The organism is Neorhizobium sp. BT27B (genome assembly GCF_050455485.1).
Taxonomy (GTDB): domain Bacteria; phylum Pseudomonadota; class Alphaproteobacteria; order Rhizobiales; family Rhizobiaceae; genus Neorhizobium.
In genome coordinates, this window is sequence record NZ_JBCIYT010000004.1 from 209,602 (window position 1) to 235,890 (window position 26,289).

Here is a 26,289-nt window from a genome sequence, read left to right on the forward strand (position 1 = left end):
CTCACTCCAGGTCGAAATCGATGTTTCGGCCGTGGTGAAATATCCTGACAATTGTGACGCATCCTCCCTCGACAGAAAAGGCGATCGTCGCTTGCTTGCGATATCCAAGCAGCCTGAGACCAGACCGCGCATCTATCGCTACGCCTCGATTTGGAAACAGGTTGAGCGACTGACAATAGTCCAGCAGGCGCTTCACATACCTATCCGTTACACGCACCCCTGCCAGGGGGAGCAGATAGGCCGTTATCTCGGCAATGTCATTATCCGCGGCTTCAGAGAACAACACCTTGTGCGTCATGCGTGTTTGGCGACCAATGCTTCCATACGGGCATTAAGGCGCTCCCGAACTTCATCCACGGTAAACGTCTTTTCAGTTCCCGCCTGCAGACGGTCAAAGGTGGGTAGAACGTCGTCCTCGATCCATTTTTGGATCGCCGGATCCTCGGCGAACAGCTCCCTGAGGCCTTCGGTGACGGCCTCACTCTCCGTCGCATACTCGCCGGAAGAAACCTTCTCGTGCAACTGCTCCGCAATATCCATCGGAAGACTTACAGTAATGGACTGCATCTTGCTCATGGCGCTCTCCTGTCAGGCCCATCATATCGCATCTCGATATCGAAACCATCGCAAGATTTCATGGTTTGCGCACGCCGATTGATCTTCCCCTGGCGGCATTGGCCCCATAGCTTGAGCATCTGCAATCATGGAGGATTCGCATGCTGACGATCTATGGTGTCTATCGCTCGCGCGCCACGCGCCCGCTCTGGCTCCTCACCGAACTCGACCTTCCCTTTCGCCTCGCCCCGGTCATCCAGGCCTATCGCATCAGCGAGCCATTGCAGCCGGAAGCGCCACTCAACACGCTTTCGCCGGATTTTCTGGCCGTCAACCCGATGGGTTCGATCCCTTCAATGGATGACGATGGTTTTGTTCTGCATGAATCGCTTGCCATCAGCATCTATATCGCACGCAAATATGGTGGCGATCTCGGCCCGAAGGACATCGACGAAGAAGCGCTGACGGTGCAATGGTCGCTGTTTGCCGCAACCAGCATCGAAACCCCGGCTCTGGATATTTCCGGCACGATTGCCCGCGGGCAGCAGGAGAGCGAAGAAGGCAGGACGGTGATCGACGTCGCGGCACGTCGCCTGAAACGGCCATTCGACGTGCTCGAAAAGCATCTTTCAAGCAACAGCTTCATGGTCGGCGAGCGCTTTACGGTTGCCGATATCAATGTGGCCGAATGCGTTCGTTATGGTCAGGGCCACGCGCCGCTTCTGGACGATCGCCCGGCGCTGAAGGCATGGCTGGAAAGATGCCAGAGCCGACCGGGCTTCAAGGCCATGTGGGATGCACGCAACAAGGAACCGGCCTAGAGTCTGTCCGGGCTAGATTGCAGCATTCTGTTGGCTGAAAAGAAGCGGCGTCAAAGCGACGCCTCTTCCTCCAGTGCGCGCTTGACCGCCGGCCGCGCACCGATCCGGACGAAATGCTCGGCGACCCGCGGGAATTCGGCGATATCGACATTGTCGCTTTTCAACCAGCCGGACATCACGAACAGATAGGCGTCCGCGACGGTATATTGCTCCCCCATGGCATAGGGGCCGGCGAGAAACTCATCCTCGATCAGGCGGAAACCGTCGCGCATGTTTCCCGGCACCCTTGCCAGCATGTCCGCATGCGAGGAAGCCTGATCGGCCCAACGGGCGCCGCGGCGGCCATGAGCGTGGGCGACATGGACCGTGGATGCCAGATAGGCATTGAAGGCCTGCATGCGGGCAAAGGCGAACGGATCCGCCGGCGCAAGCAAGGCACCGGCTTTCGAGGCAGTGTCTGCAATATAGGCAAGGATGGCGACGTTTTCCGTCAGAACGCCATGCTCGGTTTCCAAGGCCGGCACCCGCCCCTTGGGATTGACCTTCAGGAATGCTTCAGAGCGTTGCTCAGCTTCCGCAAACTTCACCCGTTTCAGCGTATAGGCAAGCCCGGACTCGGCCAGCGCGATATGGCTGGCGCGTGAGCAGGCGCCCGGCGAAAGATGAAGCGTGAACATGAAAACCCTCCTGTTGTCGCGATGGTTTTAGCACCGCCACAACAGGAGCAGAAGCCGTCACATGCGATCAGGCAAACAGCGCGTCGGTCACACGCACATCGCCGACATGGATGCCGTTCCAGTTCTTCATCGGCCGGTTGGCCATGCTCATGAGCTGCTCACGCAGCGGGTCGCTCTTGTCGAGGCAGCGGGCAATCAGCGCAAACACCATGGCTTCAGCGGCGCGTGTGGTGCCGTCCTCGCATTTCGTGGCGATCGCCACACCCTTTTCCGGCAGGGCGGCAACGAACACGCCCTCCGCACCGGTCTTGGCAAAGATGCGACCCGGCGCAAGCGCCATCAGTTTCGTGCAGGCGCGGTTGGTGCCGGCAACGTAAAACGGCTCGGCCATGCAGGCATCGAACAGACGTTTTGATGCCTTGGCGCGCTCGGCACCGAGGCCATTGCCGGTCAGCATTTTTGCAAAACCGTGTGCAAGACCTTTCAGCGGCGCGGCGTAAGTCGGGATCGAGCAGCCATCGGTGCCGCAGTTTTCATGGCCCAGCGCGGCGCCCGTCAGATTTTCCATCACTCCGCGAATTTCCGCCTGCAGCGGATGGTCGTAACCGACATACCCCTTGGGATCGAAACCCATCTGAACGCAGGTGCAGATGAAGCCGGAATGTTTGCCGGAACAATTGTTGTGCAGCGCCGTCGGTGCGCTCAGTGTACGGGCCTGATGGATCAGCGTCTGCTGATCACTCGACCAGTGAGCACCACATTCGAGCACGGAAAGATCATGACCGGCCTTGGCCAGCATGCCGGCCGCCGTTTCCACATGGCCATCCTCGCCGGAATGCGACGAGCAGGCGAGTGCGAGCTCGCGGTTGGTCAGGCCAAAGGCATCGGCCGCACCGCTTTCGATCAGCGGCAGCGCCTGCATGGCCTTGCAGGCCGAACGCGGGAAAACCGCAGAATCGATATCGCCCATGGAGAACACAACCTTGCCATCGCCATCGACAATGGCTGCCAGGCCGCGATGAACACTTTCGACACGATCGCCGCGGGTGACTTCGACGGTAACGGGGTTTTGCATTTCTCTCTCGCTCATTTGCTGCTGTCATCCTCCCGGAGCGGACGAACTGTTGAAATCCGCATACTCCACTAACGGATGGGGAGACTAGGTGAAATATCTGAAGCGAATGTTGCTTTTGATCTTCGTCGTATATCTGTTGCCGACCTTCGCATCGGCCGGTTTCTGGGCGATCAAGGAACGGCCGGGCCGGTGGAGCGAAGCCAATTGGGGCTCCGCCCACATTTTGCCGGAGGCCGGTGAGAGCGAAGAGGCCGCCGTCTATATCTTTTCGGCGGCCACCGGCGGCCTCAAAGGATCCGTCGCAAGCCATGCCTGGATCGTCACCAAGGAAAAGGGAGCAAGCGGCTATATTCGTTATGACAAGGTCGGCTGGGGCAGCCCGATCCGCCGCAACCACCGTCCGCCGGATGCCTACTGGTATTCCAACCCGCCGCAATTGGTGGTGCAGGCGAAGGGGGCGCAAGCCGAACTGCTGATCCCCAAGATTGAAGGGGCGATTGCCGCCTATCCCTATTCGGAACCGGGCGGTTATACGATCTGGCCCGGACCGAACTCCAACACCTTTGTGGCTTACGTGCTGCGCAATGTGCCGGAACTCGGCGCCGTCTTACCACCGCATGCGGTTGGCCGCGACTATCTGCCGGATGGCGATTTCTGGCATCTCGATGCCGATGGCCGCGATCTGCATGTGACACTGCGCGGCCTGCTCGGCTTTTCCGCCGGAATGCGCAGCGGCTTCGAACTGCATTTTCTGGGGCTCGTGGCCGGCATCGACATAAACGATCCGGGCATCAAGGTGCCGGCCATCGGCCGGATCGGTATATAGCCGCATGAGCCATGCACGAAACGCAAAACTCCCGCGGACGAGCGGGCGTTGAACGGTCTTGAAAGTATTTTGGCTTAGAGGCCGTTGGCCGTGCCTGCGAAGCGGCGGATATTGTGACGCTCGATGCCGAGGTCTTCCAGTTCGCGCGGGGACATACGGCCCAGCTCAGTTACGGTCTGACGGAATTTGCGCCAGTTGTTCAGTGTGCGTACGACGTTCATGATGATCCCCTTTCCGTGGGTTTTCGAAGCCTAGCTGCCGGTGATTGGCGCTCTCTTGTCTTCGATGACCCTTATATACGCCCGAAAAAGATGCACTGAAAGCGCGCAATAATCACCTCACCCATGCATATTTGCATGGGTGTGCTTGCGGGAGATCAATGAATGCCGTGAAGTTTGCATAGAGAGGAGAAGAAGCCGATGCGGAAATGCAAAAAGGGCCGCTTGCGCGACCCTTCCATGAGGTTTGGTCCGGTTTAACGAACCCGGGCCGCATCGCTGCGGTCCGAAGGAAGATGTGGTTCAGTTCGAGGGCTGCCCCGTCAAAACCGCCACCTTTCCATTGCCCGTAACACAGACCGAAATCTCATTAGACATTGGACCACCTTCCTTTCACTACGTTGATGATGATTAAAAGGTAGGTGCGAACCGCGTGCACTGCAAGGCAAGTTATGTAACGCGATGCGAATATATGTGCGTTGCAAAATGAGCCGGCTAGGCTTAGCATTCGCGAGCCTGAGGATGATCGTTCCTTCAGGCTCCCCGATTTTCCCTTGCGAAGAACATCAGACCGTCAGCACGATCTTGCCGATATGGCTGCTGGTTTCCATCAGCCGGTGCGCTTCTGCCACCTGATCGAACGGCAGTACGGAATGGATGACTGGGGCGACGGTGCCGGCTTCCAGAAGCGGCCAGACCTGGCTTTTGAGATCATCGCGGATGGCGCGTTTTTCTTCGGCCGTGCGCGGGCGCATGGTCGAGCCGGTCACGGTCAGGCGCTTGACCATGATCGGTGCCAGATTGACCTTTTCGGCGACATTGCCGCCGAGGAAGGCGATGATCGATAGGCAGCCATCCTTGGCCAGAACCGAAAGGTTCTTTTCCAGATAGTCGGCGCCGATCATGTCCAGCACGGCATCGACGCCGGCGCCATCGGTTTCGGCCTTCACCACTTCGGCAAAGTCTTCCGTCTTGTAGTTGATCGCCCGCTTGGCGCCGAGCTTTTCGCAGGCGATGCGTTTTTCTTCCGTGCCGACCGTGGTGTAGACGGTGGCGCCAAAAGCCTTGGCGAGCTGGATCGCCGTCGTGCCGATGCCGCTGGAGCCGCCATGGATGAGGACGCTTTCGCCTTCGGTGAGGCCCGCCATCTGGAAAAGGTTGGCCCAGACGGTGAAGAAGGTTTCGCAGAGCGCTGCGGCCTTGACGGCATCATATTCCTTGGGCCACGGTAGCGCCTGACCGGCAGGCACCGCGCAATACTCAGCATAGGCACCGCCATTGGCGAGCGCGCAGACCTTGTCGCCGACCTTGAATTCGGAAACGCCTTCACCGACGCTCACCACTTCGCCGGCAATTTCCAGGCCGAGAATGGGGCTGGCATCCTTCGGCGGCGGATAGGCGCCCTTGCGTTGCTGCACATCCGGGCGGTTGACGCCTGCGGCCTCGACCTTGACGAGAATTTCACCGGCGCGGGCGACGGGCAGAGGCCCGGTCGCAATGGTCATGACTTCGGGCCCACCAAAGGAGGGCAAGTCGATATAGCGCATCTGGTTCGGCAGCATCGGAGGCTCTCCCATTCATCTCGACCACCGAATTAGAGCAGTCACTGAAATATGGGAAGGTGGCGTTACGTCGCTCCCCCGCGCAGTGTCGAGAGCAGGTCCGGCTCACCGCCACCGAACACGCGGAACACCAGCCCGCCTTCACTTTCCTTGGACGAGGCCTTGATGGCGGCGATTTCGGCGCTGACGCGACCGACATCATCGAGCAGCAGGCCTTCCGGCAGTTCGATGGCACCGATCGAGCAGCGCAGCAGCGGGAAAAACCGCTCCATGCCCGAACGGTCATGGCCCTTGATGCGGCCTTCGGCGCGTTCCTGCGGTGAATAGAACTGCACGGCATCATCGTGGAAATCGCTCAGCAGCCGCTCGAGAATCTCGGAGATCTCGTCGATCGTCCAGCCACTGACACCGATGAAAAAATCATCGCCGCCGACATGGCCTAGGAAATCACCTTCGGAGAAGAAATACCGCTTCATCAGCGCCGCAAACAGCGAGATGGCATGGTCGCCGATCTGAAAGCCGTAATGGTCGTTGAACGGCTTGAAGTTGTCGAAGTCGCAATAACAGAAGAAACGCGTCTGCTCGTCGTCGCGGCCGGCGCTCTGCATGAAATCGCGGATGGCGAGATTGCCCGGCAGGCCGGTGAGCGGGTTCTGGTCCTGCGCGCTTTTCAGGCGCTTTTCATTGATGATCTTGATCAGCGAGGCCGCCGACACGATACCGGCATAGCGCATGTTTTCGGTGAGGATGACACAATCGCTGCCATCCATATTGGCAAAGATCGACATCAGCCGCTCGGCATTGGCATCGAGGCCGACAGTCGGGGCGTGATCGACGAAATGCGAGATCGTGCGCTCATAAACCTTGTTCTTCAGCAGATCGCGGCCGAACGGCTGGTAGATGAATTCCTTCAGGTGGTATTCGTGGATGATGCCGCGCGGCTCGCCATTGGCGTTCAGTACCGGAAAGAACGGCTGGCGCGGATTGCGGCGAAACAGTTCAAAAACGCTGTCGATGGATTCGTGCTCGTAAACGGTCGGCAGGCGTTCGATCTGCTTGCGGATCAGGATTTCGTCGAGCGACTGGGTGGTGCGGCGTGTGCGACCAAGATCGGCCAGATGCGCGAAGGACGGCTGCAGCTCGTTGATGAAGGTGGTGGGCTTGGCGACGAACCAGCCCTGAATGAGATCGACGCCGAGTTCGCGGCAGGACAGGAATTCCGCTTCGGTTTCCACGCCTTCGGCGATGACCCGCACGCCCAGCACATGGGCGATGCTGACGATGTTCTTGACCAGATGACGCTTGCGGGAACTCTTGTCGAAACCGGCGATGAAATGGCGGTCGATCTTCAGGTAATCGACCTGATAATCGCTGAGCAGCTTCATTTCGCTATGGCCGACGCCGAAATCGTCGATGGCGATCTTGAAACCGGCCTTGCGCATGGTGGTCATCAGCGTCGCGAATTCCGGCACGCTGGTATTGTCGAACCGTTCCGACAGTTCAAAACAGACGGAAGACGGCGGCACATGCGCATTGCGCAAATGCTGGATGAGCTTTTCGACAAATTCCTCACCATGCTGAATGAGGCGGACATCGAGATTGAGGAACAGCGTGGCGGAGGCAAAATCCGGCAGCGTGGCGAATTTGGCAAGCGCGCGGCTGGCCATCATCTGCTCGAGCGGCAGAAGCTGCCCGGTATCGGCCGCCTGATCGAGCAATTGCAAAGGCGTTTCGAACCCGAGCCGATCGCAACCGCGCATCAGCGATTCATAACCGAAAACGGTACCGGTGCCGACCTCGACAATGGGCTGGAAGGCATTTTCAAGAACGAGTTTGCCGAGCGTGACCAGCTGGTCATTGGCATAACGCCGGAACATATCCGGTTCGAGTGACGTCGCTGCCGACATCGGCATCTCCACTGCATTACCACTAAAATAATCTGGCCGGACGGTCGCAGCAAATGGTCAAGAATGGCTTAGCCTTACATGAAGGTTTTATGAAGCTTTTGTGACAGTAAAAACCGTTTTTATTCAAAGGGTATTCTAGGATTCTCTAAAATGGCTCAGGGACTTGACGGAGGCCAAGCATCTGCGTTCGCGCCACATCCCTGCTCGTGGTTTACGGCATTATGAACCCGGAGAAGTGCACGCACATGCGGAACCTCTTTGTGACATCAGTCCTCACCGCGCCAAACACAACAACAAATGTCGCGTCCGGATATTGATTGATCACTCAATCAAAAATAGACTTTTCGCAAAACGGGAGGCCGGATGCCACGGATCGGGATGGAGCCATTGCGCCGAAAGGCGCTTGTCGATGCCGCGTTGCGCACGATCGGCAGCCATGGCTCGCTGGACGTGACCATGTCGGAAATCGCCCGTGAGGCCGGTGTTTCGGCGGCACTGGCGCATCATTATTTCGGCAGCAAGCAGCAGCTGGTGATCGCCACCATTCAGGCGCTGCTCACACGGCTGCGCGCCGATCTGGTCGCGGCGCTGCGGAGCACGGATACGCCGCGTGCAAGACTGTCGGCCATCATCCGCGTGTCCTTCCATGCCGATCAGTTCGATGCCGAGACGGTGGCGGCGTGGCTGGCCTTTTATGTCGAAGCGCAACGGTCCGACGAGGTACGCCGCCTGCTGGTGATCTATACGCGACGGCTGCGCTCCAATCTCATGCATGCGCTCAAGCATCTGTGCCCGCCGGACGATGCGGCGAAGATTGCCGAAGGCGTGGCGGCGATGATCGATGGCTTGTATATCCGCCAGAGCCTGAACGCCGCACCGCTTCAACATGCGGCACCGATCGGGCTCACCGAAGATTATATCGACATGCAGCTCAAGCCCTTTCTGAAGGACACCGATACGCCGTGAGCCAGACCCGCCCGAACATTCTCATCATCATGGTCGACCAGCTGAATGGGACTTTTTTTCCCGACGGCCCGGCCGACTGGCTGCATGCGCCGCACCTGAAGGCGCTGGCCGCTCGTTCGGCCCGGTTCGTCAACAATTACACCTCGTCACCGCTTTGCGCGCCCGCCCGCGCTTCCTTCATGGCCGGGCAGTTGCCGAGCCGCACGCGGGTTTACGACAACGCCGCCGAATATGTGTCCTCCATCCCGACCTATGCACACCATCTTCGCCGCGCCGGTTATTACACCGCACTTTCGGGAAAAATGCATTTTGTCGGACCGGACCAGATGCATGGTTTCGAGGAACGGCTGACCACCGACATCTACCCGGCCGACTTCGGCTGGACGCCGGACTATCGCAAGCCGGGCGAACGCATCGACTGGTGGTATCATAATATGGGATCGGTGACCGGCGCGGGCGTCGCCGAAATCACCAACCAGATGGAATATGACGACGAGGTCGCCTTCCTCGCCAACCAGAAGATCTACCATCTCTCCCGCGAGCGCGACGATGCCGAGCGCCGGCCCTGGGCACTGACCGTGTCGTTCACGCATCCGCATGACCCTTATGTGGCGCGGAAAAAATTCTGGGATCTTTATAACGACTGCGAACACCTGATGCCGGACGTCGGCATGCTGGAGGAGCAGGATCCGCATTCGGCGCGCATCCTGAAATCCTGCGATTATGCGAGCTTCGCCATTAGCGACGACAACGTCCGCCGCTCGCGACAAGCCTATTTCGCCAATATTTCCTATATCGACGAAAAGGTCGGCGAGTTGATCGACACGCTGACCCGCACGCGCCAGCTGGACGACACGCTGATCCTGTTCTGCTCCGACCATGGCGACATGCTGGGCGAGCGCGGCCTGTGGTTCAAGATGAACTTCTTTGAAGGGTCTGCGCGCGTGCCGCTGATGATTGCGGGACCGGGCGTTGTCCCTGCCCTTCATCTCGCTCCGGTCTCCAATCTCGATGTCACCCCGACGCTCTGCGACCTCGCCGGTATTTCCATGGACGAGATCGCGCCGTGGACGGATGGCGAGAGTTTGCGGCCTGTCATCGATGGCGGCGTCCGCAAAAATCCTGTTCTGATGGAATATGCCGCTGAAGCCTCCTATGCGCCGCTTGTGGGTATCCGCGAGGGCAAGTGGAAATATGTTCACTGCACGCTCGACCCCGACCTTTTGTTCGATCTCGACAGCGACCCGCAGGAACTGACCAACCTCGCGGGAAACCCGGACTTTGCCGAGGTGGTGGCAAAATTCCGCAAAAAACGCGAGGAGCGCTGGGACATGGGCGCCTTCGACGCCGCCGTGCGCGAAAGCCAGGCGCGCCGCTGGGTGGTTTATGAGGCGCTGCGCAACGGCGCCTATTACCCCTGGGACCACCAGCCTCTGCAAAAGGCATCCGAGCGCTATATGCGCAACCACATGAATCTCGACAATCTCGAGGATTCCAAGCGTTACCCGCGAGGAGAATGATTTTATGCGCGCACAACCCATTGCCAGCCACTTTATCGATGGCGACTATGTGGAAGACACCGAAGGCACCGCCTTCGAAAGCCTGTACCCGGCCACCGGAGAGGTGATTGCCCGGCTGCATGCGGCAACGCCCGCGATCGTTGAACAGGCGATTGCCGCCGCCAAACGGGCGCAGCCGGAATGGGCGGCTTTGAGCCCGACCGCACGCGGCCGTATCCTGCGCCGGGCCGCCGACCTGATCCGCGAACGCAACCGTGAGCTTTCGCAACTGGAAACGCTCGATACCGGCAAACCCATTCAGGAAACCATCGTCGCCGACCCGACATCGGGCGCCGACAGTTTTGAATTTTTCGGCGGCGTGATCGCGGCCGGGCTGAATGGCGATTACATTCCGCTGGGTGGCGATTTTGCTTATACCAAGCGTGTGCCGCTCGGTGTCTGCGTCGGCATCGGCGCCTGGAACTATCCGCAGCAGATCGCCTGCTGGAAGGCGGCACCGGCGCTCGCCGCCGGCAATGCCATGGTGTTCAAGCCATCGGAAAACACGCCGCTCGGTGCCTTGAAGATCGCAGAAATCCTGATTGAAGCAGGGCTGCCAAAGGGTCTGTTCAATGTCATCCAGGGGGACCGCTCGACCGGGCCTTTGCTGGTGCAGCATCCCGACGTTGCAAAAGTGTCGCTGACCGGCTCAGTGCCGACCGGCCGCAAGGTGGCGGCAGCGGCTGCCGGAAACCTGAAACATGTGACGATGGAGCTAGGCGGAAAATCGCCGCTGATCGTGTTCGACGATGCCGATCTCGACTCAGCCGTCGGCGGCGCCATGCTCGGCAATTTCTATTCGACCGGACAGGTCTGCTCCAACGGCACGCGTGTGTTCGTACAGAAGGCGATCAAGCAGGAGTTTCTGGCAAAACTGAAGGTGCGCACGGAAAACATCGTCATCGGCGAACCGCTGGACGAGGCGACCCAGATGGGGCCGATGGTCTCCTTCGAGCAGCGCCAGAAAGTGCTCTCCTATATCGACAAGGGCAAAGCGGAAGGTGCGACGCTCATCACCGGCGGCGGATTACCGAACCATGTCACCGGCGAAGGGTATTACATCCAGCCGACCGTGTTTGCCGATGTGACCGACGAGATGACAATCGCCCGCGAGGAGATTTTTGGGCCGGTCATGTGCGTGCTGGATTTCGACGACGAAGCCGAGGTGATTTCTCGCGCCAACACGACAGAATTTGGCCTGGCAGCGGGCGTGTTCACCGCCGATCTGACGCGCGGGCATCGGGTGGTGGATCAGCTGGATGCCGGCACCCTGTGGATCAACACCTACAATCTCTGCCCGGTGGAAATTCCCTTCGGCGGCTCGAAGCAGTCCGGTTTCGGGCGCGAAAACTCGCTGGCCGCGCTGGAGCATTATTCCGAACTGAAGACGGTTTATGTAGGCATGGGCAAGGTGGACGCGCCGTATTGAGAGCGAAACAGCGCTAGTCGAAGTGAGCGTCGCGTGCGCGCTTCACCTGCCTCCAGCGCTCGAAGATCAATAGAGCGCAAACGCCGAAAACAGAAATGCAAAGTATCATGTTTAGCCCGGAGCGTAAGTGTACGAGAAGTCCAAAAAACGCTCCAACAGCAACCACACCTTTGCGAGCTTGTCTTGTCATATATCGAGAGCGAGGTTGGTGGCGTTCACGGCGGTCTCGGTAAATGTTGGAGATACCTTCGCTGAACCGTTCACGAGCACGTTCTTGAGCCAGCCTTTCACTCTCGCGACGAGCAAGTTTGGCGAGAATATTTTTGGTGAAATTCCTGGCACCCATCGATACGCCTCGTCCAGTCTCTGCCGCCATGAAATCATAGAACATCAAAACCTAACAAGAGCCGCATTCAGTTCCAAATCACCCAAACGCCTATTCGATTACCCTAGGGGATATTCATGCAGCAGGCAGATTTCGTCATCATCGGTTCCGGTTCGGCGGGGTCCGCCATGGCTTACCGCCTGTCGGAGGACGGCAAAAATTCGGTGATCGTCATTGAGGCCGGCGGTTCCGATATCGGGCCGTTCATCCAGATGCCCGGCGCTCTCGCCTGGCCGATGAGCATGAAACGTTACAACTGGGGTTATCTTTCCGAGCCCGAGCCGCACCTCGACAACCGCAGGATTACTGCACCGCGTGGAAAGGTTCTCGGTGGCTCGTCCTCGATCAATGGCCTCGTCTACGTGCGCGGCCATGCGGAGGATTACGATCGCTGGGAGGAGCTGGGCGCGTCCGGCTGGGCTTATGCGGATGTGCTGCCCTATTTCAAGCGCATGGAGCACAGCCATGGCGGCGAGGCCGGATGGCGCGGCACCGATGGGCCTTTGCATGTGCGGCGCGGGCCGGTGACCAATCCGCTGTTCCATGCCTTCATCAAGGCGGGGGCGCAGGCCGGGTTCGAGACGACCGACGACTATAACGGCTCGAAACAGGAAGGTTTTGGGCTGATGGAGCAGACCATTCACAATGGTAGCCGCTGGTCTGCCGCCAATGCCTATCTACGGCCGGCGATGAAGCGGAAAAACGTTGAGCTCGTCACCGGTTTCGCCAACCGGGTGGTGATCGAGAACGGACGCGCCATCGGCGTCGAAATTTCCCGTCGCGGCGTGACGGAGGTGATCAGGGCCAACCGCGAGGTGATCGTAGCCGCATCGTCTTTCAACTCACCAAAGCTGCTGATGCTGTCGGGCATCGGGCCGGCGCAGCACCTGAAAGACATGGGTATCGAGGTGAAAGCGGACCGGCCGGGGGTCGGCGCCAATCTGCAGGACCATATGGAATTTTATTTCCAGCAGGTCTCGACCAAGCCGGTTTCTCTTTATTCGTGGCTGCCGTGGTTCTGGCAGGGCGTGGCCGGCGCACAATGGCTGATGACAAAGGGCGGGCTTGGCGCCTCCAACCAGTTCGAGGCCTGCGCCTTTCTGCGTTCGGAAGCCGGTTTGAAGCAGCCGGATATCCAGTTCCATTTCCTGCCCGTCGCCATTTCCTATGACGGCAAGGCGGCGGCCAAGAGCCATGGTTTCCAGGTCCATGTCGGCTACAATCTGTCGAAATCGCGCGGCAACGTGACGCTGCGCTCGTCCGATCCAAAAGATGATCCGGTCATCCGCTTCAACTATATGAGCCATCCAGAAGACTGGGAAAAGTTTCGCCATTGCGTGCGTCTCACCCGCGATATCTTTGCCCAGAAAGCGTTCGACGATTATCGCGGCCCGGAAATCCAGCCGGGCGAGGCCGTGCAATCGGATGAAGAAATCGACGCCTTTCTGCGGCACCATCTGGAAAGCGCCTACCACCCCTGCGGCACCTGCCGCATGGGCCGTGCCGACGACCCGATGGCGGTGGTCGATCCGCAATGCCGGGTGATTGGCGTCGAGGGGTTGCGAGTGGCCGACAGTTCGATCTTTCCGCATGTGACCTACGGCAATCTCAACGGCCCATCGATCATGACGGGCGAGAAGGCAGCGGATCATATTTTGGGAAGAACGCCCCTGCCCCGCAGCAATCAGGAGCCTTGGGTCAACCCGCGTGCGGGTGTGAGCGATCGGTAGCTGGGCTCAGCGTCAGTGATAGTCGTCTTCGCGCTGGTGGCGGATGGCGGCGACGGAAATGACATCCTTGCCGTCAATACGAAAAAGAACGACGTAACCCGAAGAGCCGAAAGGGATTACCAGTTCACGGAGCATTGGCTCGTCAGCCGACACTGCTCTGGCAATCAAAGGAAAATCCTCGAGAATTGTTAGGGCTTTATCGATCGCGATGATTGCGCGCTCGGCAAGGTCAGGATCGTGCTCGATCAAGAATTCGGTTATGCGATCCAAATCCTCGTAAAAATCCGCCGTATATTTAAGCCGAAACGTCATTTGGACTGCGCGGCCTTGCGCTTCCTGGCTCTTTCGAGCTTTTCGCGCAGCATCGCATGCACGTCTTCCGAACTGTAATAGACGCCTGTCCGCTCCGCTTCAGCCAGTGAAGCCAGCCCGCGCGCAATGAACTCCGCCTGCGTTTTGCGGATGTAAACCTGCTGCTTTACCGAAGCCTCGACGAAAGCAGACAGCGTCTCGCCCTCTTTCAACACACTTTCAGCAGCAGCGCGCAATTCAGGATCCACGCGCAGCGATGGAATGGTGGCGGTTTTCATCGGCATCACCTCATGCGTTGCAATTGCGATGCATGATTGCACCGGGCAGCCCTGTCGTCAACGGTCGAGGTCCAATCGCCTTACGCGCTATGCCTGACTGCGCTAGGGTCTACGGCGGGAGAGCATTAGAGATTCGAACAGGCAGCAACCCATGCTTCTGAGCTGGCAATTCTGGGCGGTGGTGTCCGCGTGGCACCGATCGACAAGATGAGCGTCGTGCTGGTCGCCGTGTTCGGCGTCACCTTTCTGGGCGAAAAGCTGTCTCTGCCGAACTGGCTCGGCGTCTGCTTCATTGCAGCCGGTGCGGTGCTTGTTGCCTATCGCGGCTGATTGGTTTTATCGGCGGAAAACACCCTTGAGACCGCCGCCGATCAGCATTGTGACATCGTAAAGCGATGCCATCGGCATGCCGCGACGACCGGCGACCACCAGATAACGCGGCTGCCAGACCGGATCGAATTTCGACTTGAAAGCCTGCACGCCACGGAAATTGTAGAACCGCTCGCCGAACTGGAAAACCTGCCGACCAAAATGGTTCCAGAGCGGCGCGTAGCGATGGTCGACAAGACCGGCCAGCGGCGCCATGCCGAGGTTGAGCGTGCGAAAACCGCGCGCTTTCATATGCTCCATGATGCGCACGAACAGAAGATCCATCATGCCGCGATGGGTATCTGGAATATGGCGCATGAGATCGATGAAGGCATCGCCATGCTGGCCGGCTTCGAGAATGCTGGCGAAAGCGACGATGCGCCCCTCGATGCGGATGACGGCAACCGGGCCGGCCTTCACATAGGCGGGATCGAACGTGCCCAGTGAAAAGCCTTTTTCGGAAGCATTGTGGGCCGCAAGCCATGTGCGCGAGACGGATAAAAGTTCGTCGATGACATCCGGCACCTGCTCGACCGGCAACATCGAAAATTCCAGACCATCGCGTTCGGCACGGTTGATCGAGCGGCGAAGTTTTAGCCAGGCGCCACCCTTCAGATCAAAACGCGTGAGATCCACCACCGCCTGTTCGCCAAGCTTGTAGGGGCGCAGGCCGCTATCGAAGGCATGCGGCAGAAACTCGGTGGAGACCTGATAGAAGACCGGACGGCACCGTTGCCTGCGGGCGGCTGCGATGAATTTTTGCAGCAGGTCGGGCCAGAGCTCGCTGGGTCCGACCGGATCGAATAGGGCGACAAGCGAACGGCCCTGGCGGGCATACATGATGAAGGCGTTGCCGCAATCGGAAAACAGCACGTTCTTGTCACCCAGCCGCACGAGGCCGGCGCTGGCATTGGGCTGGCTGTCGAGAAGCGCGATGGCGCGATCGATTTCCTCGCGCGAGGGCGTGATATCGTCAGTTTTTGCGGTTTTCAGGCGCCGGCCGGTCCAGCCGCTGGCAAAAGAAAGCGTTGCGAGATGCATCTGATCCGTTTCACCTAAAAGCCATGACATCAAAAATTGCCAGCCGCGCGTAAACAGGTTGCCATCGACCAGCAGAACTGTCGCCAACAGCGCCGTCGCAGCGACGAGCAGAAAGAAGACAGGCAGGCTGGGATCCTGCAGTCGCTGCGGTTTTCCCGCGGATTGTGTCGCGATCGCATGCGTATCACGCACCGCAGACACAACAGCGGAATTAGGGGCACTCTGCGCCATCTGGAACCTGTTAGAAAGACAATCCAGGCTTTCTTTAGCGAAGTTTCATTTACCGAAGCTTATGCGTTCAGGTGGAAGAGAGGCGGGAGACAGATTTTTCGGCCTGCCCGACCCGCCTCCATTTCAATTCATTTCGAAAAGATCTTCCATCGCGTCGGGCGGAAACGTGCTTCCGAACCGAGTTCGATCGGCGCATGCAACGGCACCTCGATTTCCACGTGAAAGGGCGCATGGCCATTATTGGCGATGTCGATCTCGGCGATACGCGTTCCGGCAAGCCGGCGAGAGGCGGTCACCTTGCCCGACAGCGCATGCGCTTCATCGGTCAGCGTCACATCTTCCGGGCGGAAGAACAGGTCACCGGCGGTATCGGCGCTTTCCGAAAGACCAACCGGCTCACCCTGGAACAGCACCGTGCCATCCTTCACTTCGACCGGCAGATGTGAGGATTCGCCAATGAACGAAAACACGAAGGGCGATTGCGGCCGGTCATAGACATCATCGGCCGAGCCGACCTGCTCGATCTTGCCCTGGCTCATGACCACGACGCGATCCGCGAGTTCCAGCGCCTCTTCCTGATCGTGGGTGACGAAGACGGTTGTGTGGCCGGTGCGATCATGGAATTCGCGCAGCCAGCGGCGCAACTCCTTGCGGACCTTCGCATCAAGCGCGCCAAAAGGTTCGTCGAGCAAAAGGATACGTGGTTCGATGGCCATGGCGCGGGCAAGCGCGACGCGCTGGCGCTGGCCGCCGGAGAGCTGGTTCGGATAGCGGTTTTCCAAGCCGGACAGCTGCACCATGTCCAGCAGGTCGGAGACCTTTTTGCGGATTTCGGCCTTGGGGGGGCGCGTGGCCGAAGGGCGCACTTTCAGACCGAAACCGATGTTTTCGGCCACCGTCATGTGGCGGAACAGCGCGTAATGCTGGAACACGAAACCGACATTGCGCTCCTGCACGCTGCTATGCGAGGCATCCTCTTCCCCGAAGAAGATTTGGCCGTCGGTCGGGAAATCCAGGCCGGCGATCAGGCGCAGAAGCGTGGTCTTGCCGGAGCCGGATGGACCGAGCAGGGCGATCAGTTCGCCGGACGCGATATCGAGCGACACCTCGTTCAGCGCGGCAAAACGGTCGAATTCCTTGCGGATATTGTTGATGCGAACTTCCATGCGATCGGCCTTTTAATGTCTGCCGCCGGCGGCGCCGGCACCGAACCGAAGTTCGAGAAAGGTTTTCAATGCGAGGGTGACGAGCGCCAGAAGCGCGAGCAGCGATGCCACCGCGAAAGCCGCGACCATGTTGTACTCATTATAGAGGATTTCGACATGCAGCGGCATGGTGTTGGTGAGGCCGCGGATACGGCCAGAGACGACCGACACCGCCCCGAACTCGCCCATGGCGCGGGCATTACACAGCAGCACGCCGTAGAGCAGGCCCCATTTGATATTGGGCAGCGTCACGTACCAGAAGGTCTGCCAGCCGGAGGCGCCAAGCGACAGCGCCGCTTCCTCGTCGCCGGTGCCCTGGTCCTGCATGAGCGGGATGAGTTCGCGCGCCACGAAGGGAAAAGTGACGAAGACGGTGGCGAGCACGATGCCGGGCACGGCAAACAGGATCTCGATACCATAACTTTTCAGCCACGGCCCCAGCAGGCTAGCACTTCCGAACAGCAGAACATAGACGAGGCCGGAAATGACCGGGGAGATGGAGAAAGGCAGGTCGATCAGGGTGATCAGAAAAGCCTTGCCCTTGAATTCGAACTTGGCGATTGCCCACGCTGCCGCCACGCCGAAAACGACGTTGAGCGGTACCGCGATGGCAGCGACCGTCAGCGTCAGCCGAATGGCCGCCCAGGCATCGGGCTCGATCAGGGCTTCCTCGTAAGCGCCCCAACCATCGCGGAACGCCTCGACGAAAACCGAGACCAGCGGTAGGAAGAGAAAGAAGGCGAGGAAAACCAAGGTCAGCGCAACGAGCAGGACTTTGGTGACGAGGCTTTCATCGGCGGGATTGCGGAAGGACGCGCGGCGGTTATCACGCATTGCCATACCTCCCACGGCTCCAGGCCTGGATAAGATTGATCACCAGAAGCATGGCAAAAGAGATCAGCAGCATGATCGTGGCGATGGCTGTTGCGCCCGCATAGTTGAACTCTTCCAGCCGGATGACGATCAGAAGCGGCGCGATTTCCGAAACGTAAGGAATATTTCCGGCGATGAAGATGACCGAGCCGTATTCACCGACGCCGCGTGCGAAGGCGAGCGCGAAGCCTGTCAGGATCGCAGGCGTCAGGCCCGGCAGCAGGACCTGAAAAATGGTCTGGAAACGATTGGCGCCGAGCGTTGCGGCGGCCTCTTCCACCTCACGGTCGATCTCTTCCATGATCGGCTGCACCGTGCGCACCACGAAGGGCAGGCCGATGAAGATCAACGCGATGACGATGCCATAAGGCGTGTAGGCAATGCGGAACGGCATGAACAACGAACCGACCCAGCCATTCGGCGCATAAAGAGAGGCGAAGGCGATGCCGGCTACAGCCGTCGGCAGCGCAAACGGCAGGTCGACCATGGCATCGATCAGCCGGCGGCCGGGAAAACGGTAACGGGTGAGCACCCAGGCCAGCAGCGTGCCGAACACGACATTGATCAGGGCCGCCGCAAAAGCAGTGCCGAACGAGACGTAAAGGGCGCGGATGGTGCGCTCATCCATGAGGATGGCGAGGAAGCCGGACCAGCCGAGTTCGGCCGTGCGCCAGAGCAGGCCGGCGATAGGAATGAGAATGATCAGCGACAGGTAGGCGAGCGAAAAGCCGAGTGTCAGACCGAACCCCGGTATGATGCTCGGCTGCTTTACTCTCCAGCCCGCCTTCGAAGCGGTGGCGGATGCGGTCATGCTTGCTTCCGGGTTCGAGATACAGGCCCAACATGGCAACGGTGCGGATAAAACTACCGCACCGTGCCGTCAGTGTCACTTGGCCAAGTTCAAGGGGTGGGATTACTTGGCGCCGGGCTTGTAGATCTGGTCGAAGATACCGCCATCACCGAAATGTTCCGGCTGCGCCTTCTTCCAGCCGCCGAACAGCGGATCGTCGATGGTGACGAGCTTGATATCCGGCAGCTGCTTCAGGAGTTCAGGCTTCACGACCTCGCGCTTCGACGGGCGATAGAAGTGTTTGGCCGCGATGTTCTGGCCTTCGTCCGAGTAGAGATACTGCAGGTAGGCTTCCGCCACCTTGCGGGTGCCCTTGGCATCAACGACGCTGTCGACGACGGAGACCGGCGGCTCGGCGAGGATGGAGATCGGCGGCACGACGATATCGAACGCGTCCTTGCCGAATTCCTCACCGGCGAGGTAGGCCTCGTTTTCCCAGGCAAGCAGAACGTCGCCGATCTGGCGCTGTGCGAAGGTGACCGTCGAGCCGCGAGCACCGGTGTCGAGTACAGGCGCACGCTTGTAGAGATCGGCGATGTAAGCCTTGATCTTGTCCTGGTCGCCCTTGAACTCTTCATTGGCCCAGGCCCAGGCAGCAAGATAGTTCCAGCGGGCGCCGCCAGAGGTTTTCGGGTTCGGCGTGACGATCTGCACGTCACCCTTTACGAGATCGCCCCAGTTCTTGATGCCCTTCGGATTGCCCTTGCGGACAAGGAAGACGATCGTCGATGTGTAGGGCGAAGCATTGTTGGGAAGGCGGGTGCGCCAGTCTTCCTTGATCTTGCCGGTCTTCTGGATGGCGTTGATATCGCTTTCGAGCGCCAGCGTCACGACATCGGCATCGAGACCATCGATGACGGAGCGCGCCTGCGCACCGGAGCCGCCATGCGACTGGCGGATGGTGACATCATCACCGCCCTCTGCCTTCCAGTGCTTGATGAAGGCGGCGTTGAAATCCTTGTAGAGCTCGCGGGTCGGATCATAGGACACGTTGAGGAGCTGGGAGGCCGCGAAGGCCGGTGCCACGCTTCCGGCAGCGAGCGTCACGCCGAGGGCGACAGCCAGCAGTCGCTTTCCAATTCCATCGGTAAAATTCAGCATGAGGTCTCTCCTGTGTTCTGGTGGCTAAACACTAGCGGTCAGGTCGAGTTAGTCAATTCGCGGCAAAAAGAAGGCAAAACTGTTTCCCTTGAGCGGGTTCAGGCGACAAAGAATGCGTGGCGAGAGGGCTAATGCACAGAATGGTCGCATTGGGAAAAGGCCATGGGACGGAAAGGGAGTTCGGACAGAAACTGCTTTTTCCCTCGAATTCCATGGTTGTTCGGCACCGCTCTTCGGCCTAATCGATCATGCCTCCAGTCCAACCAAACCACTCTGCGGCTAAGTGCGGATATCTTGATCAAATATCTTTAAAGATATAAATGGAAGAGACATGCCTTATCGGGTGATATTTCACGATGACTTTGTGCCTGAGTGGAAACAGCTGGTGATGGAACTGAAAAAGATTACCGGCGAAGTTTTGGACCATCTTGAAGACAGCGGGCCATTTCTCGGCCGCCCGGAGGTGGACACGTTCAATGGCTCCAGGCATGCTAACATGAAGGAAATCCGCGTCCGGTTCGGGCGGGAAATCTGGCGTTTCGCCTTTGCCTTCGATCCTGATCAATCTGCGATCATTTTATGCGGCGGCGACAAGCAGGGCATGAACGAGGACCTTTTCTACAAAAAGCTGATCGCCAAAGCCGATATGAGGTTCGATTCATGGCTGGGAAGAAGATGACGGGTACCGACTGGAAAGATTTGCGCGCAGAATTGCCGCAGGATGTGAGAGCGGAACTCGATGCAAAACGCGAAGCTCGTCGTATGGGCAACGCGCTTGCAGAACTGCGAAAAGCGACCGGCCTTACGCAGCAGGAACTGGCCCAAAAGGCCGCGATGACCCAAAATACCATCTCGAAAATCGAGCACGCCGATGACGTGCTGGTGTCATCGATCGTGCGCTACGTGCATTCGATGGGTGGGAGCGTCGAACTCGTCCTGAAAACCCCTGATGGAAATACGCAGAGGGTGGATTTCGATCCAAGGGTTTACATCAGACGATCCGACAAGCCCTGACACGGCTTCCGTGCTTCACGCCGTCAGCAGTTCCCGCACCGGCGCCTTGGCGACTGCTGCCCCTTCGACCGCATCGGCGATCGTGGTGTTGAACAGAACATCGCGGGTGGCATCGGCGACACGGGCAAAGACGTGGCGGATTTCGCACAAGTGCTCACCGTCGCAATCCTCGCATTTGCGGTAGGCTGTCTGCGACAGGCAGGGCAGCGGCGCGATCGGGCCGTCGACCAGACGCAGGACCTCGCCGAAGGTGATGTCGTTTGCCGCCTTCAGCAGCAGATAACCGCCCTGCTTGCCACGCCGGCTTTCGACCATGCCAGAACGCTTGAGGTCGAGCAAAATCTGCTCGAGGAATTTCTTCGGGATGCTCTGCTGCAGGGCAATCTCGGAGATCATCATCGGCTCTTCAGGGCGAGCCTGCGCGAGTGCGGCCAGCGCTCTCAGCGCATATTTCGCTTTCTGCGATATCATAACGCGACCATCATATCCTCACGCCCCGCCAAAAGCGGCGAAACGCGGAAGATCTCAGTTTCGAGAATTCGCGGAGGTGATCTTAAGAGGCTCCGGCGCCGCCAAAACACGTTTGACGTGCGACACCTTCTGCCTAGCCCAAATGATAAACGATTACAAACGAATGCCGCGCCGCAGCGAGTAAATATTACTGACGTTGATTAACGTGGAGACGCCTTTCGTGAAGGCTTCTGCCGATCGACCCGCCACAGGGGTCACGAACGTCGCTGGCGAGACAGCATTCCATCCCCCATGCGACACGCGCACAAACCGGCGTGAAACACGACAAATCCCCGGATTTTCGGGCATATGAGCCAGTTTTCTCCGCGTTCATGCGTTTGGAGAGATATTTGCTCAACCTTCGCTCAGGTTGAAACCCGTTTTTCTGGTCAATCGGCTCTTCGACAAGGATAATCCGATCACTGAAAACGGAATGTAGTCATGTCAGTTCATGCCGCCTCCGCGGAGATTGCCTCTCTCGATAGCCAATTTGCAGATCTCGACCTTGCCGGCCGTCTTTCGCTCGCGGCAACGCTCGGTCGTGCCGTGTTCACCACGTCTCTCGGCATCGAGGACCAGGTGATCACCGCTGCCATCGGCACCCATCGCCTGCCCATCAATGTCTCGACGCTGGAAACCGGTCGCCTGTTCAAGGAAACCGTCGACCTGATCGCCGAGACGGAGGAGCGCTACGATATAGCAATCGAGCGTTTCTATCCCGAGCAGGACGATATCGACGCCTATGCCGAAAAGTTTGGGTTGAACGGCTTCTACGACAGCGTCGAAGCCCGTCATGCCTGCTGTCATGTCAGGAAGCTGATCCCGCTGGCCAAGGCACTGTCCGGCGCCGAAGTCTGGATCACCGGCCTGCGCCGCGGCCAGTCCGGCAACCGCGCGACGACACCGTTCGTGGAGTTCGATGCCGAGCGCGGTCTGCTCAAGGTCAATCCGCTGGCCGACTGGGACATCGAGACGATCAAGGCGCATGTCTCGGCAGAGGCGATCCCCGTCAATCCGCTGCATGCCCGCGGTTATCCCTCGATCGGCTGCGAGCCCTGTACCCGCGCCATCAAGCCCGGCGAACCAGAACGCGCCGGGCGATGGTGGTGGGAAAACGACGAAAAGCGCGAATGCGGTCTGCATGTACCTGATGTTCAGGCAACCGAAAACGACGCTCAGCCTGTTTCCCAGGCCAGTTTCACGGCAAATTCCGTCCGCTGACGGTCACGCCAAACTCTTGTGTTTGTACGAATACCCCGGAGACCGAAATGCCCCTGTCCGTACAGGAAACGGAAATCAAGAACCCGCCCGTTTCCAGACCACCGCTCGATCCGCATCTGAAGGCCCTCGAAAACGAAGCCATCCATATCTTTCGCGAGGTCGCGGCCGAGTTCGATAACCCGGTCATGCTCTATTCGATCGGCAAGGATTCATCCGTCCTGCTGCATCTGGCGCGAAAGGCATTCTTTCCCGGCCGCGTGCCTTTTCCGCTTCTGCATGTCGACACGACGTGGAAGTTCAAGGAGATGATCGAGTTCCGCGATCGCATCGCCGAAGAATACGATCTCGACCTCGTCGTGCACACCAACACGCGCGGCAAGGAAGAAGGCATTACGCCATTCACCCATGGATCGGCCTTCTATACCGACGTGATGAAGACGGAAGCCTTGAAGCAGGCACTGGATGCCGGCGGTTACGATGCCGCTTTCGGCGGTGCCCGCCGCGACGAGGAAGCGAGCCGCGCCAAGGAGCGCATCTATTCCTTCCGCACGCCCGACCACAAATGGGACCCGCGCAACCAGCGCCCGGAACTGTGGAATGTCTATAACGGCATGATCCGCAAGGGTGAAAGCGTGCGCGCCTTCCCGCTGTCGAACTGGACCGAAGTGGATATCTGGCGCTACATACAGGCGGAAGACATCCCTCTCGTGCCGCTCTATTACGCCGCAGAGCGCCCTTACGTGGAGCGCGACGGCATGATGATTTTGGCCGAAGACCCGCGACTGGAATTGTTGCCCGGCGAAGAGGTGAAACACGGTTCGATCCGCTTCCGCACGCTCGGCTGCTTCCCGCTGACCGGCGCCATCCGCTCGACCGCATCCAATCTCGATGAGGTTATCGCCGAACTGGAAATCGCCACCGTTTCCGAACGTCAGGGCCGCGCCATCGATCGCGACCAGTCGGGCTCCATGGAAAAGAAGAAGCGCGAAGGATATTTTTGACATGAGCGCATCTGCAGCAACCACATCCGCGACCATACTGCCATTTGCGGAATCTGCCGCCCGCGTCCACCGTGACACACGGCCGTTACGCCTGATCACCTGCGGCTCCGTCGATGACGGCAAGTCGACGCTGATCGGCCGCCTGCTCTGGGATACCAAGGCGGTGAAGGAAGACCAGGCGGCAAGCCTTGCCCGCGACAGCGGCGCCCAGAACGATCTGGGCCTGCCCGATTTCGCGCTTCTGCTCGACGGCCTGCAGGCCGAGCGCGAACAGGGCATCACCATCGATGTTGCCTATCGCTATTTTTCGACCGACCGGCGGTCGTTCATCGTTGCCGATACGCCCGGCCATGAACAATATACCCGCAACATGGCGACCGGCGCCTCGACCGCCGATCTGGCCGTGCTTCTGGCCGATGCCCGCGTCGGCCTGCTGGAACAGACCCGCCGCCACGCCACGATCGCCTCGCTGATGGGCATCCGCCAGTTCATTCTGGCGGTCAACAAGTTCGACCTCGTCAACTACGACCGCGAGATCTTCGACCGTATCAGCCACGAGTTCCGGGAGTTTGCACTGTCGCTCGGCGTACGCCAGATCACCGCCATTCCGATGTCGGCGCTGAAGGGCGAAAACGTCGTGGCGCCCGCTTCCGATGCCATGCCGTGGTATGAAGGCCCGACGCTGATCGAGGCGCTGGAACTGGCAACGGCGCGCTCCACCCAGGCCGGCGGTTTCCGCATGCCGGTGCAGCGCGTGGTGCGCCCCGGCGAAAGTTTTCGCGGCTATCAGGGCACGGTTGCCGGTGGCGCGATCAAGCCGGGTGACTCGGTTGTGATCCTGCCTTCCGGCACGGTTGCCAATGTCAGCCAGATCGTCACCTTCGATCTGGTGCGCAATGCCGCCGTTGCCGGCGATGCCATCACACTCGTGCTGGATAGGCAGGTGGACGTGGCGCGTGGCGACCTGATCGTGTCGATCGATGCCCAGCCGCTGACCGGCACCGCCTTCGATGCGCAGCTTGTGGCGCTTCAGCAGGGCGGCATCGAGCCCGGCAAGCGCTACTGGCTAAAAAGTGGTTCGCGCCGCCAGCGTGTTTCGATCGAGCCGTTATCACAGCTCGACCTTGCCTCCGGTCAGTGGCGTCCGCATGCGTCGACGCTGGCCATGAACGCCATCGGCAAGGTGCGCCTCGCCTTCGAGGAAACCGCGGTTTTCGACGCTTACGAGCAGAACCGCGCCACTGGTGCCTTCATCCTGATCGACCCGGACACGCTGAACACGGTGGCCGGCGGCATGATTACCGGCAAGCGCGCCAATCTTGGCGGGTTGAAACGTGAGGGTGACCGGGTGGTTCTGTCACTACCAGCGGATCTCGCCGAACAGCTGATGGCCAGCGACCTGTTTGCCAACCGCCGCGATGAGGCCGAGATCAAGCGTCTGACGGCAGCGGAAGCGGCAACGTTGTGGCGCAATGCCGGCAGCGATATCTGAGCCCGGCTCCTCCTCCAGAACCGACAAGGGCCGCAAACGCGGCCCTTTCCTTTTTCATCAATGGAATACAGGCGCCTTGCCTGCTTCCTCATCCTTGCTGCGGCTGGCGAAATAATTGGCCAGAAGCGCGCCGGAAATATTGTGCCAGACGCTGAAGATGGCGCTCGGCACCGCGGCCAGTGGCGAGAAATAGGCTGTAGCGAGTGCTGCACCCAGACCGCTGTTCTGCATGCCGACCTCGATCGCGAGTGCCTTCTGTTTGTAAAAGCTCAGTCCAAAAGCCTTGGCGGCGAAGAAGCCCAGCAGGTAACCCAATCCGTTGTGCAGAACGACGACGACAAAGATCAGCAGGCCGGACTGGGCAATGGCGCCTTTGCTGGCGCCCACCACGGCGGCGACGATCAGAACGATGCCGACGACACTGACCAACGGTAGGACCGGCAGCGCCGCGCGAACGGCGCCGGGCACCAGTTTCTGCGCCAGGAAACCCAGCGCCAGCGGCACCAGAATGACCTCGACGATCGAGATGAACATCGCCCAGCCATCAACCGGCAGATACTGGCTGGCGAACATCCAGACCAGAAATGGTGTGACGATGGGTGCGGCAAGCGTGGTGACCGAGGTGCAGGCAACCGACAGCGCCACGTCGCCCTTGGCAAGATAGGTCATGACATTGCTGGAGGTGCCGCCGGGGCAACAGCCGACAAGGATGACACCGGCTGCGACTTCGGGCGGCATCGGAATGAGGATGGTCAACAGCAGCGCCAGCGCCGGCATGATGGCGAAATGGGCGACAACGCCGATCGCCACCTCGAACGGGCGGCGGGCCAGTTCCTTGAAATCATCGACGGAGATGGTCAGGCCCATGCCGAACATGATGATGCCCAGCAGAATGACGATATAGGGCGCCACCAGCTTGAAGAGGTCGGGCAGAAAAAAGCCGAGCACGGCAAAAATGATAACCCAGACGGCAAATGTTCTGCCGACGAAGCTGGAAAAAGATGTCAACGCTTTCAAAAGGAGGCCTCCATACGGGAAAGGAGGCGCAATAGACCCACCACGATACGGGTCAAGGTCGATT

At 59.4% G+C, this 26,289-nt stretch carries 27 protein-coding genes and 1 pseudogene; 12 read left to right on the forward strand and 16 right to left on the reverse strand.

Annotated features, from left to right (window positions below):
* Position 1 precedes the first annotated feature (1 nt).
* Together AAIH70_RS12745 and AAIH70_RS12750 are read right to left on the reverse strand one after the other, a co-directional pair.
* Positions 2-298, reverse strand: a complete 297-nt coding sequence (locus AAIH70_RS12745) for a type II toxin-antitoxin system RelE/ParE family toxin (RefSeq protein ID WP_132275261.1) — start codon at positions 296-298, stop codon at positions 2-4.
* A complete protein-coding gene (locus tag AAIH70_RS12750; protein WP_132275258.1) occupies positions 295-576 on the reverse strand; it encodes a ribbon-helix-helix domain-containing protein in 282 nt (93 codons plus the stop codon). Before AAIH70_RS12750 ends, AAIH70_RS12745 begins: the two co-directional genes overlap by 4 nt.
* 140 nt (positions 577-716) lie before the next feature.
* Here AAIH70_RS12750 and AAIH70_RS12755 point away from each other — a divergent pair, with 140 nt between their 5' ends.
* On the forward strand, positions 717-1,376 hold the full coding sequence (locus tag AAIH70_RS12755) for a glutathione S-transferase family protein (RefSeq protein WP_132275255.1): 660 nt from the start codon (positions 717-719) through the stop codon (positions 1,374-1,376).
* A 50-nt stretch (positions 1,377-1,426) separates the two neighbouring features.
* On the opposite strand, the gene AAIH70_RS12760 is transcribed toward AAIH70_RS12755, so the two are convergent.
* Both AAIH70_RS12760 and AAIH70_RS12765 read right to left on the reverse strand, forming a co-directional pair.
* On the reverse strand, positions 1,427-2,053 hold the full coding sequence (locus tag AAIH70_RS12760) for a glutathione S-transferase family protein (protein WP_132275252.1): 627 nt from the start codon (positions 2,051-2,053) through the stop codon (positions 1,427-1,429).
* Between the two features lie 67 nt (positions 2,054-2,120).
* A complete protein-coding gene (locus AAIH70_RS12765) occupies positions 2,121-3,128 on the reverse strand; it encodes an asparaginase (RefSeq protein WP_132275897.1) in 1,008 nt (335 codons plus the stop codon).
* Between the two features lie 106 nt (positions 3,129-3,234).
* Here AAIH70_RS12765 and AAIH70_RS12770 point away from each other — a divergent pair, with 106 nt between their 5' ends.
* Entirely contained in the window at positions 3,235-3,954 is a 720-nt protein-coding gene (locus AAIH70_RS12770) for a DUF3750 domain-containing protein (protein WP_430034451.1), read from the forward strand.
* 74 nt (positions 3,955-4,028) lie between these two features.
* On the opposite strand, the gene AAIH70_RS12775 is transcribed toward AAIH70_RS12770, so the two are convergent.
* From AAIH70_RS12775 to AAIH70_RS12785, 3 genes are all read right to left on the reverse strand, one after another.
* Positions 4,029-4,175, reverse strand: coding sequence for a DUF1127 domain-containing protein (locus tag AAIH70_RS12775; RefSeq protein WP_132275246.1), 147 nt, complete (start codon positions 4,173-4,175; stop codon positions 4,029-4,031).
* A 563-nt stretch (positions 4,176-4,738) separates the two neighbouring features.
* On the reverse strand, positions 4,739-5,734 hold the full coding sequence (locus tag AAIH70_RS12780; protein WP_245519190.1) for an NAD(P)H-quinone oxidoreductase: 996 nt from the start codon (positions 5,732-5,734) through the stop codon (positions 4,739-4,741).
* Positions 5,735-5,799: 65 nt separating this feature from the next.
* On the reverse strand, positions 5,800-7,641 hold the full coding sequence (locus tag AAIH70_RS12785) for a bifunctional diguanylate cyclase/phosphodiesterase (protein ID WP_430034308.1): 1,842 nt from the start codon (positions 7,639-7,641) through the stop codon (positions 5,800-5,802).
* 363 nt (positions 7,642-8,004) lie between these two features.
* Here AAIH70_RS12785 and betI point away from each other — a divergent pair, with 363 nt between their 5' ends.
* The 4 genes from betI (at position 8,005) to betA (ending at position 13,710) form a co-directional block, all read left to right on the forward strand.
* Positions 8,005-8,607, forward strand: a complete 603-nt coding sequence (gene betI, locus AAIH70_RS12790) for a transcriptional regulator BetI (protein WP_132275238.1) — start codon at positions 8,005-8,007, stop codon at positions 8,605-8,607.
* Positions 8,604-10,127 (forward strand): choline-sulfatase, encoded by a 1,524-nt coding sequence (betC, locus tag AAIH70_RS12795; protein ID WP_132275235.1) that lies wholly within the window; start codon positions 8,604-8,606, stop codon positions 10,125-10,127. The genes betI and betC overlap by 4 nt, the downstream gene beginning before the upstream one ends.
* A gap of 4 nt (positions 10,128-10,131) precedes the next feature.
* Positions 10,132-11,595 carry a betaine-aldehyde dehydrogenase gene (betB, locus tag AAIH70_RS12800; RefSeq protein ID WP_132275233.1) on the forward strand — a complete coding sequence of 488 codons (1,464 nt, stop codon included), beginning with the start codon at positions 10,132-10,134 and terminating at the stop codon, positions 11,593-11,595.
* 462 nt (positions 11,596-12,057) lie between these two features.
* Positions 12,058-13,710, forward strand: a complete 1,653-nt coding sequence (gene betA, locus AAIH70_RS12805) for a choline dehydrogenase (protein WP_132275230.1) — start codon at positions 12,058-12,060, stop codon at positions 13,708-13,710.
* A 12-nt stretch (positions 13,711-13,722) separates the two neighbouring features.
* On the opposite strand, the gene AAIH70_RS12810 is transcribed toward betA, so the two are convergent.
* Positions 13,723-14,022, reverse strand: coding sequence for a type II toxin-antitoxin system RelE/ParE family toxin (locus tag AAIH70_RS12810; protein ID WP_132275228.1), 300 nt, complete (start codon positions 14,020-14,022; stop codon positions 13,723-13,725).
* The gene (locus AAIH70_RS12815; protein ID WP_132275225.1) at positions 14,019-14,300 is read right to left on the reverse strand and encodes a YlcI/YnfO family protein; all 282 of its coding nucleotides are present in this window, start codon (positions 14,298-14,300) and stop codon (positions 14,019-14,021) included. Before AAIH70_RS12815 ends, AAIH70_RS12810 begins: the two co-directional genes overlap by 4 nt.
* Positions 14,301-14,471: 171 nt before the next feature.
* Between AAIH70_RS12815 and AAIH70_RS12820 the strand changes: the two are divergent.
* Positions 14,472-14,630, forward strand: a pseudogene (locus tag AAIH70_RS12820) (EamA family transporter); the annotation flags it as partial.
* 6 nt (positions 14,631-14,636) lie between these two features.
* On the opposite strand, the gene AAIH70_RS12825 reads toward AAIH70_RS12820, so the two are convergent.
* From AAIH70_RS12825 to AAIH70_RS12845, 5 genes are all read right to left on the reverse strand, one after another.
* The gene (locus tag AAIH70_RS12825) at positions 14,637-15,941 is read right to left on the reverse strand and encodes a GNAT family N-acetyltransferase (RefSeq protein WP_132275223.1); all 1,305 of its coding nucleotides are present in this window, start codon (positions 15,939-15,941) and stop codon (positions 14,637-14,639) included.
* 128 nt (positions 15,942-16,069) lie between these two features.
* Positions 16,070-17,107: a sulfate/molybdate ABC transporter ATP-binding protein gene (locus tag AAIH70_RS12830; protein WP_132275220.1), complete on the reverse strand. Its 1,038-nt coding sequence runs from the start codon at positions 17,105-17,107 to the stop codon at positions 16,070-16,072.
* A 12-nt stretch (positions 17,108-17,119) separates the two neighbouring features.
* Positions 17,120-17,980: a sulfate ABC transporter permease subunit CysW gene (gene cysW / locus AAIH70_RS12835; RefSeq protein WP_165932042.1), complete on the reverse strand. Its 861-nt coding sequence runs from the start codon at positions 17,978-17,980 to the stop codon at positions 17,120-17,122.
* On the reverse strand, positions 17,973-18,830 hold the full coding sequence (cysT, locus tag AAIH70_RS12840) for a sulfate ABC transporter permease subunit CysT (RefSeq protein ID WP_132275215.1): 858 nt from the start codon (positions 18,828-18,830) through the stop codon (positions 17,973-17,975). Before cysT ends, cysW begins: the two co-directional genes overlap by 8 nt.
* Before the next feature lie 102 nt (positions 18,831-18,932).
* Positions 18,933-19,970 (reverse strand): sulfate ABC transporter substrate-binding protein, encoded by a 1,038-nt coding sequence (locus tag AAIH70_RS12845; protein WP_132275212.1) that lies wholly within the window; start codon positions 19,968-19,970, stop codon positions 18,933-18,935.
* A 331-nt stretch (positions 19,971-20,301) separates the two neighbouring features.
* On the opposite strand from AAIH70_RS12845, the gene AAIH70_RS12850 reads away from it, so the two are divergent.
* Complete coding sequence (locus AAIH70_RS12850) at positions 20,302-20,649, forward strand: type II toxin-antitoxin system RelE/ParE family toxin (protein WP_132275209.1); 348 nt, start codon at positions 20,302-20,304, stop codon at positions 20,647-20,649.
* Positions 20,631-20,984 carry a helix-turn-helix transcriptional regulator gene (locus tag AAIH70_RS12855; protein ID WP_245519188.1) on the forward strand — a complete coding sequence of 118 codons (354 nt, stop codon included), beginning with the start codon at positions 20,631-20,633 and terminating at the stop codon, positions 20,982-20,984. The genes AAIH70_RS12850 and AAIH70_RS12855 overlap by 19 nt, the downstream gene beginning before the upstream one ends.
* Before the next feature lie 15 nt (positions 20,985-20,999).
* Here the strand turns inward: AAIH70_RS12855 and AAIH70_RS12860 are convergent, their stop codons facing one another.
* The gene (locus AAIH70_RS12860) at positions 21,000-21,455 is read right to left on the reverse strand and encodes an RrF2 family transcriptional regulator (RefSeq protein ID WP_132275207.1); all 456 of its coding nucleotides are present in this window, start codon (positions 21,453-21,455) and stop codon (positions 21,000-21,002) included.
* A 480-nt stretch (positions 21,456-21,935) separates the two neighbouring features.
* Here AAIH70_RS12860 and AAIH70_RS12865 point away from each other — a divergent pair, with 480 nt between their 5' ends.
* From AAIH70_RS12865 to cysN, 3 genes are read left to right on the forward strand one after another with little or no spacing between them, the layout of a single operon-like run.
* Complete coding sequence (locus tag AAIH70_RS12865) at positions 21,936-22,715, forward strand: phosphoadenylyl-sulfate reductase (RefSeq protein ID WP_132275204.1); 780 nt, start codon at positions 21,936-21,938, stop codon at positions 22,713-22,715.
* Between the two features lie 47 nt (positions 22,716-22,762).
* Complete coding sequence (gene cysD, locus AAIH70_RS12870) at positions 22,763-23,716, forward strand: sulfate adenylyltransferase subunit CysD (RefSeq protein WP_132275201.1); 954 nt, start codon at positions 22,763-22,765, stop codon at positions 23,714-23,716.
* Between the two features lies 1 nt (position 23,717).
* Complete coding sequence (gene cysN / locus AAIH70_RS12875) at positions 23,718-25,208, forward strand: sulfate adenylyltransferase subunit CysN (RefSeq protein ID WP_132275199.1); 1,491 nt, start codon at positions 23,718-23,720, stop codon at positions 25,206-25,208.
* Positions 25,209-25,265: 57 nt separating this feature from the next.
* On the opposite strand, the gene AAIH70_RS12880 is transcribed toward cysN, so the two are convergent.
* The gene (locus AAIH70_RS12880) at positions 25,266-26,225 is read right to left on the reverse strand and encodes a bile acid:sodium symporter family protein (protein WP_132275196.1); all 960 of its coding nucleotides are present in this window, start codon (positions 26,223-26,225) and stop codon (positions 25,266-25,268) included.
* Positions 26,226-26,289 lie beyond the last annotated feature (64 nt).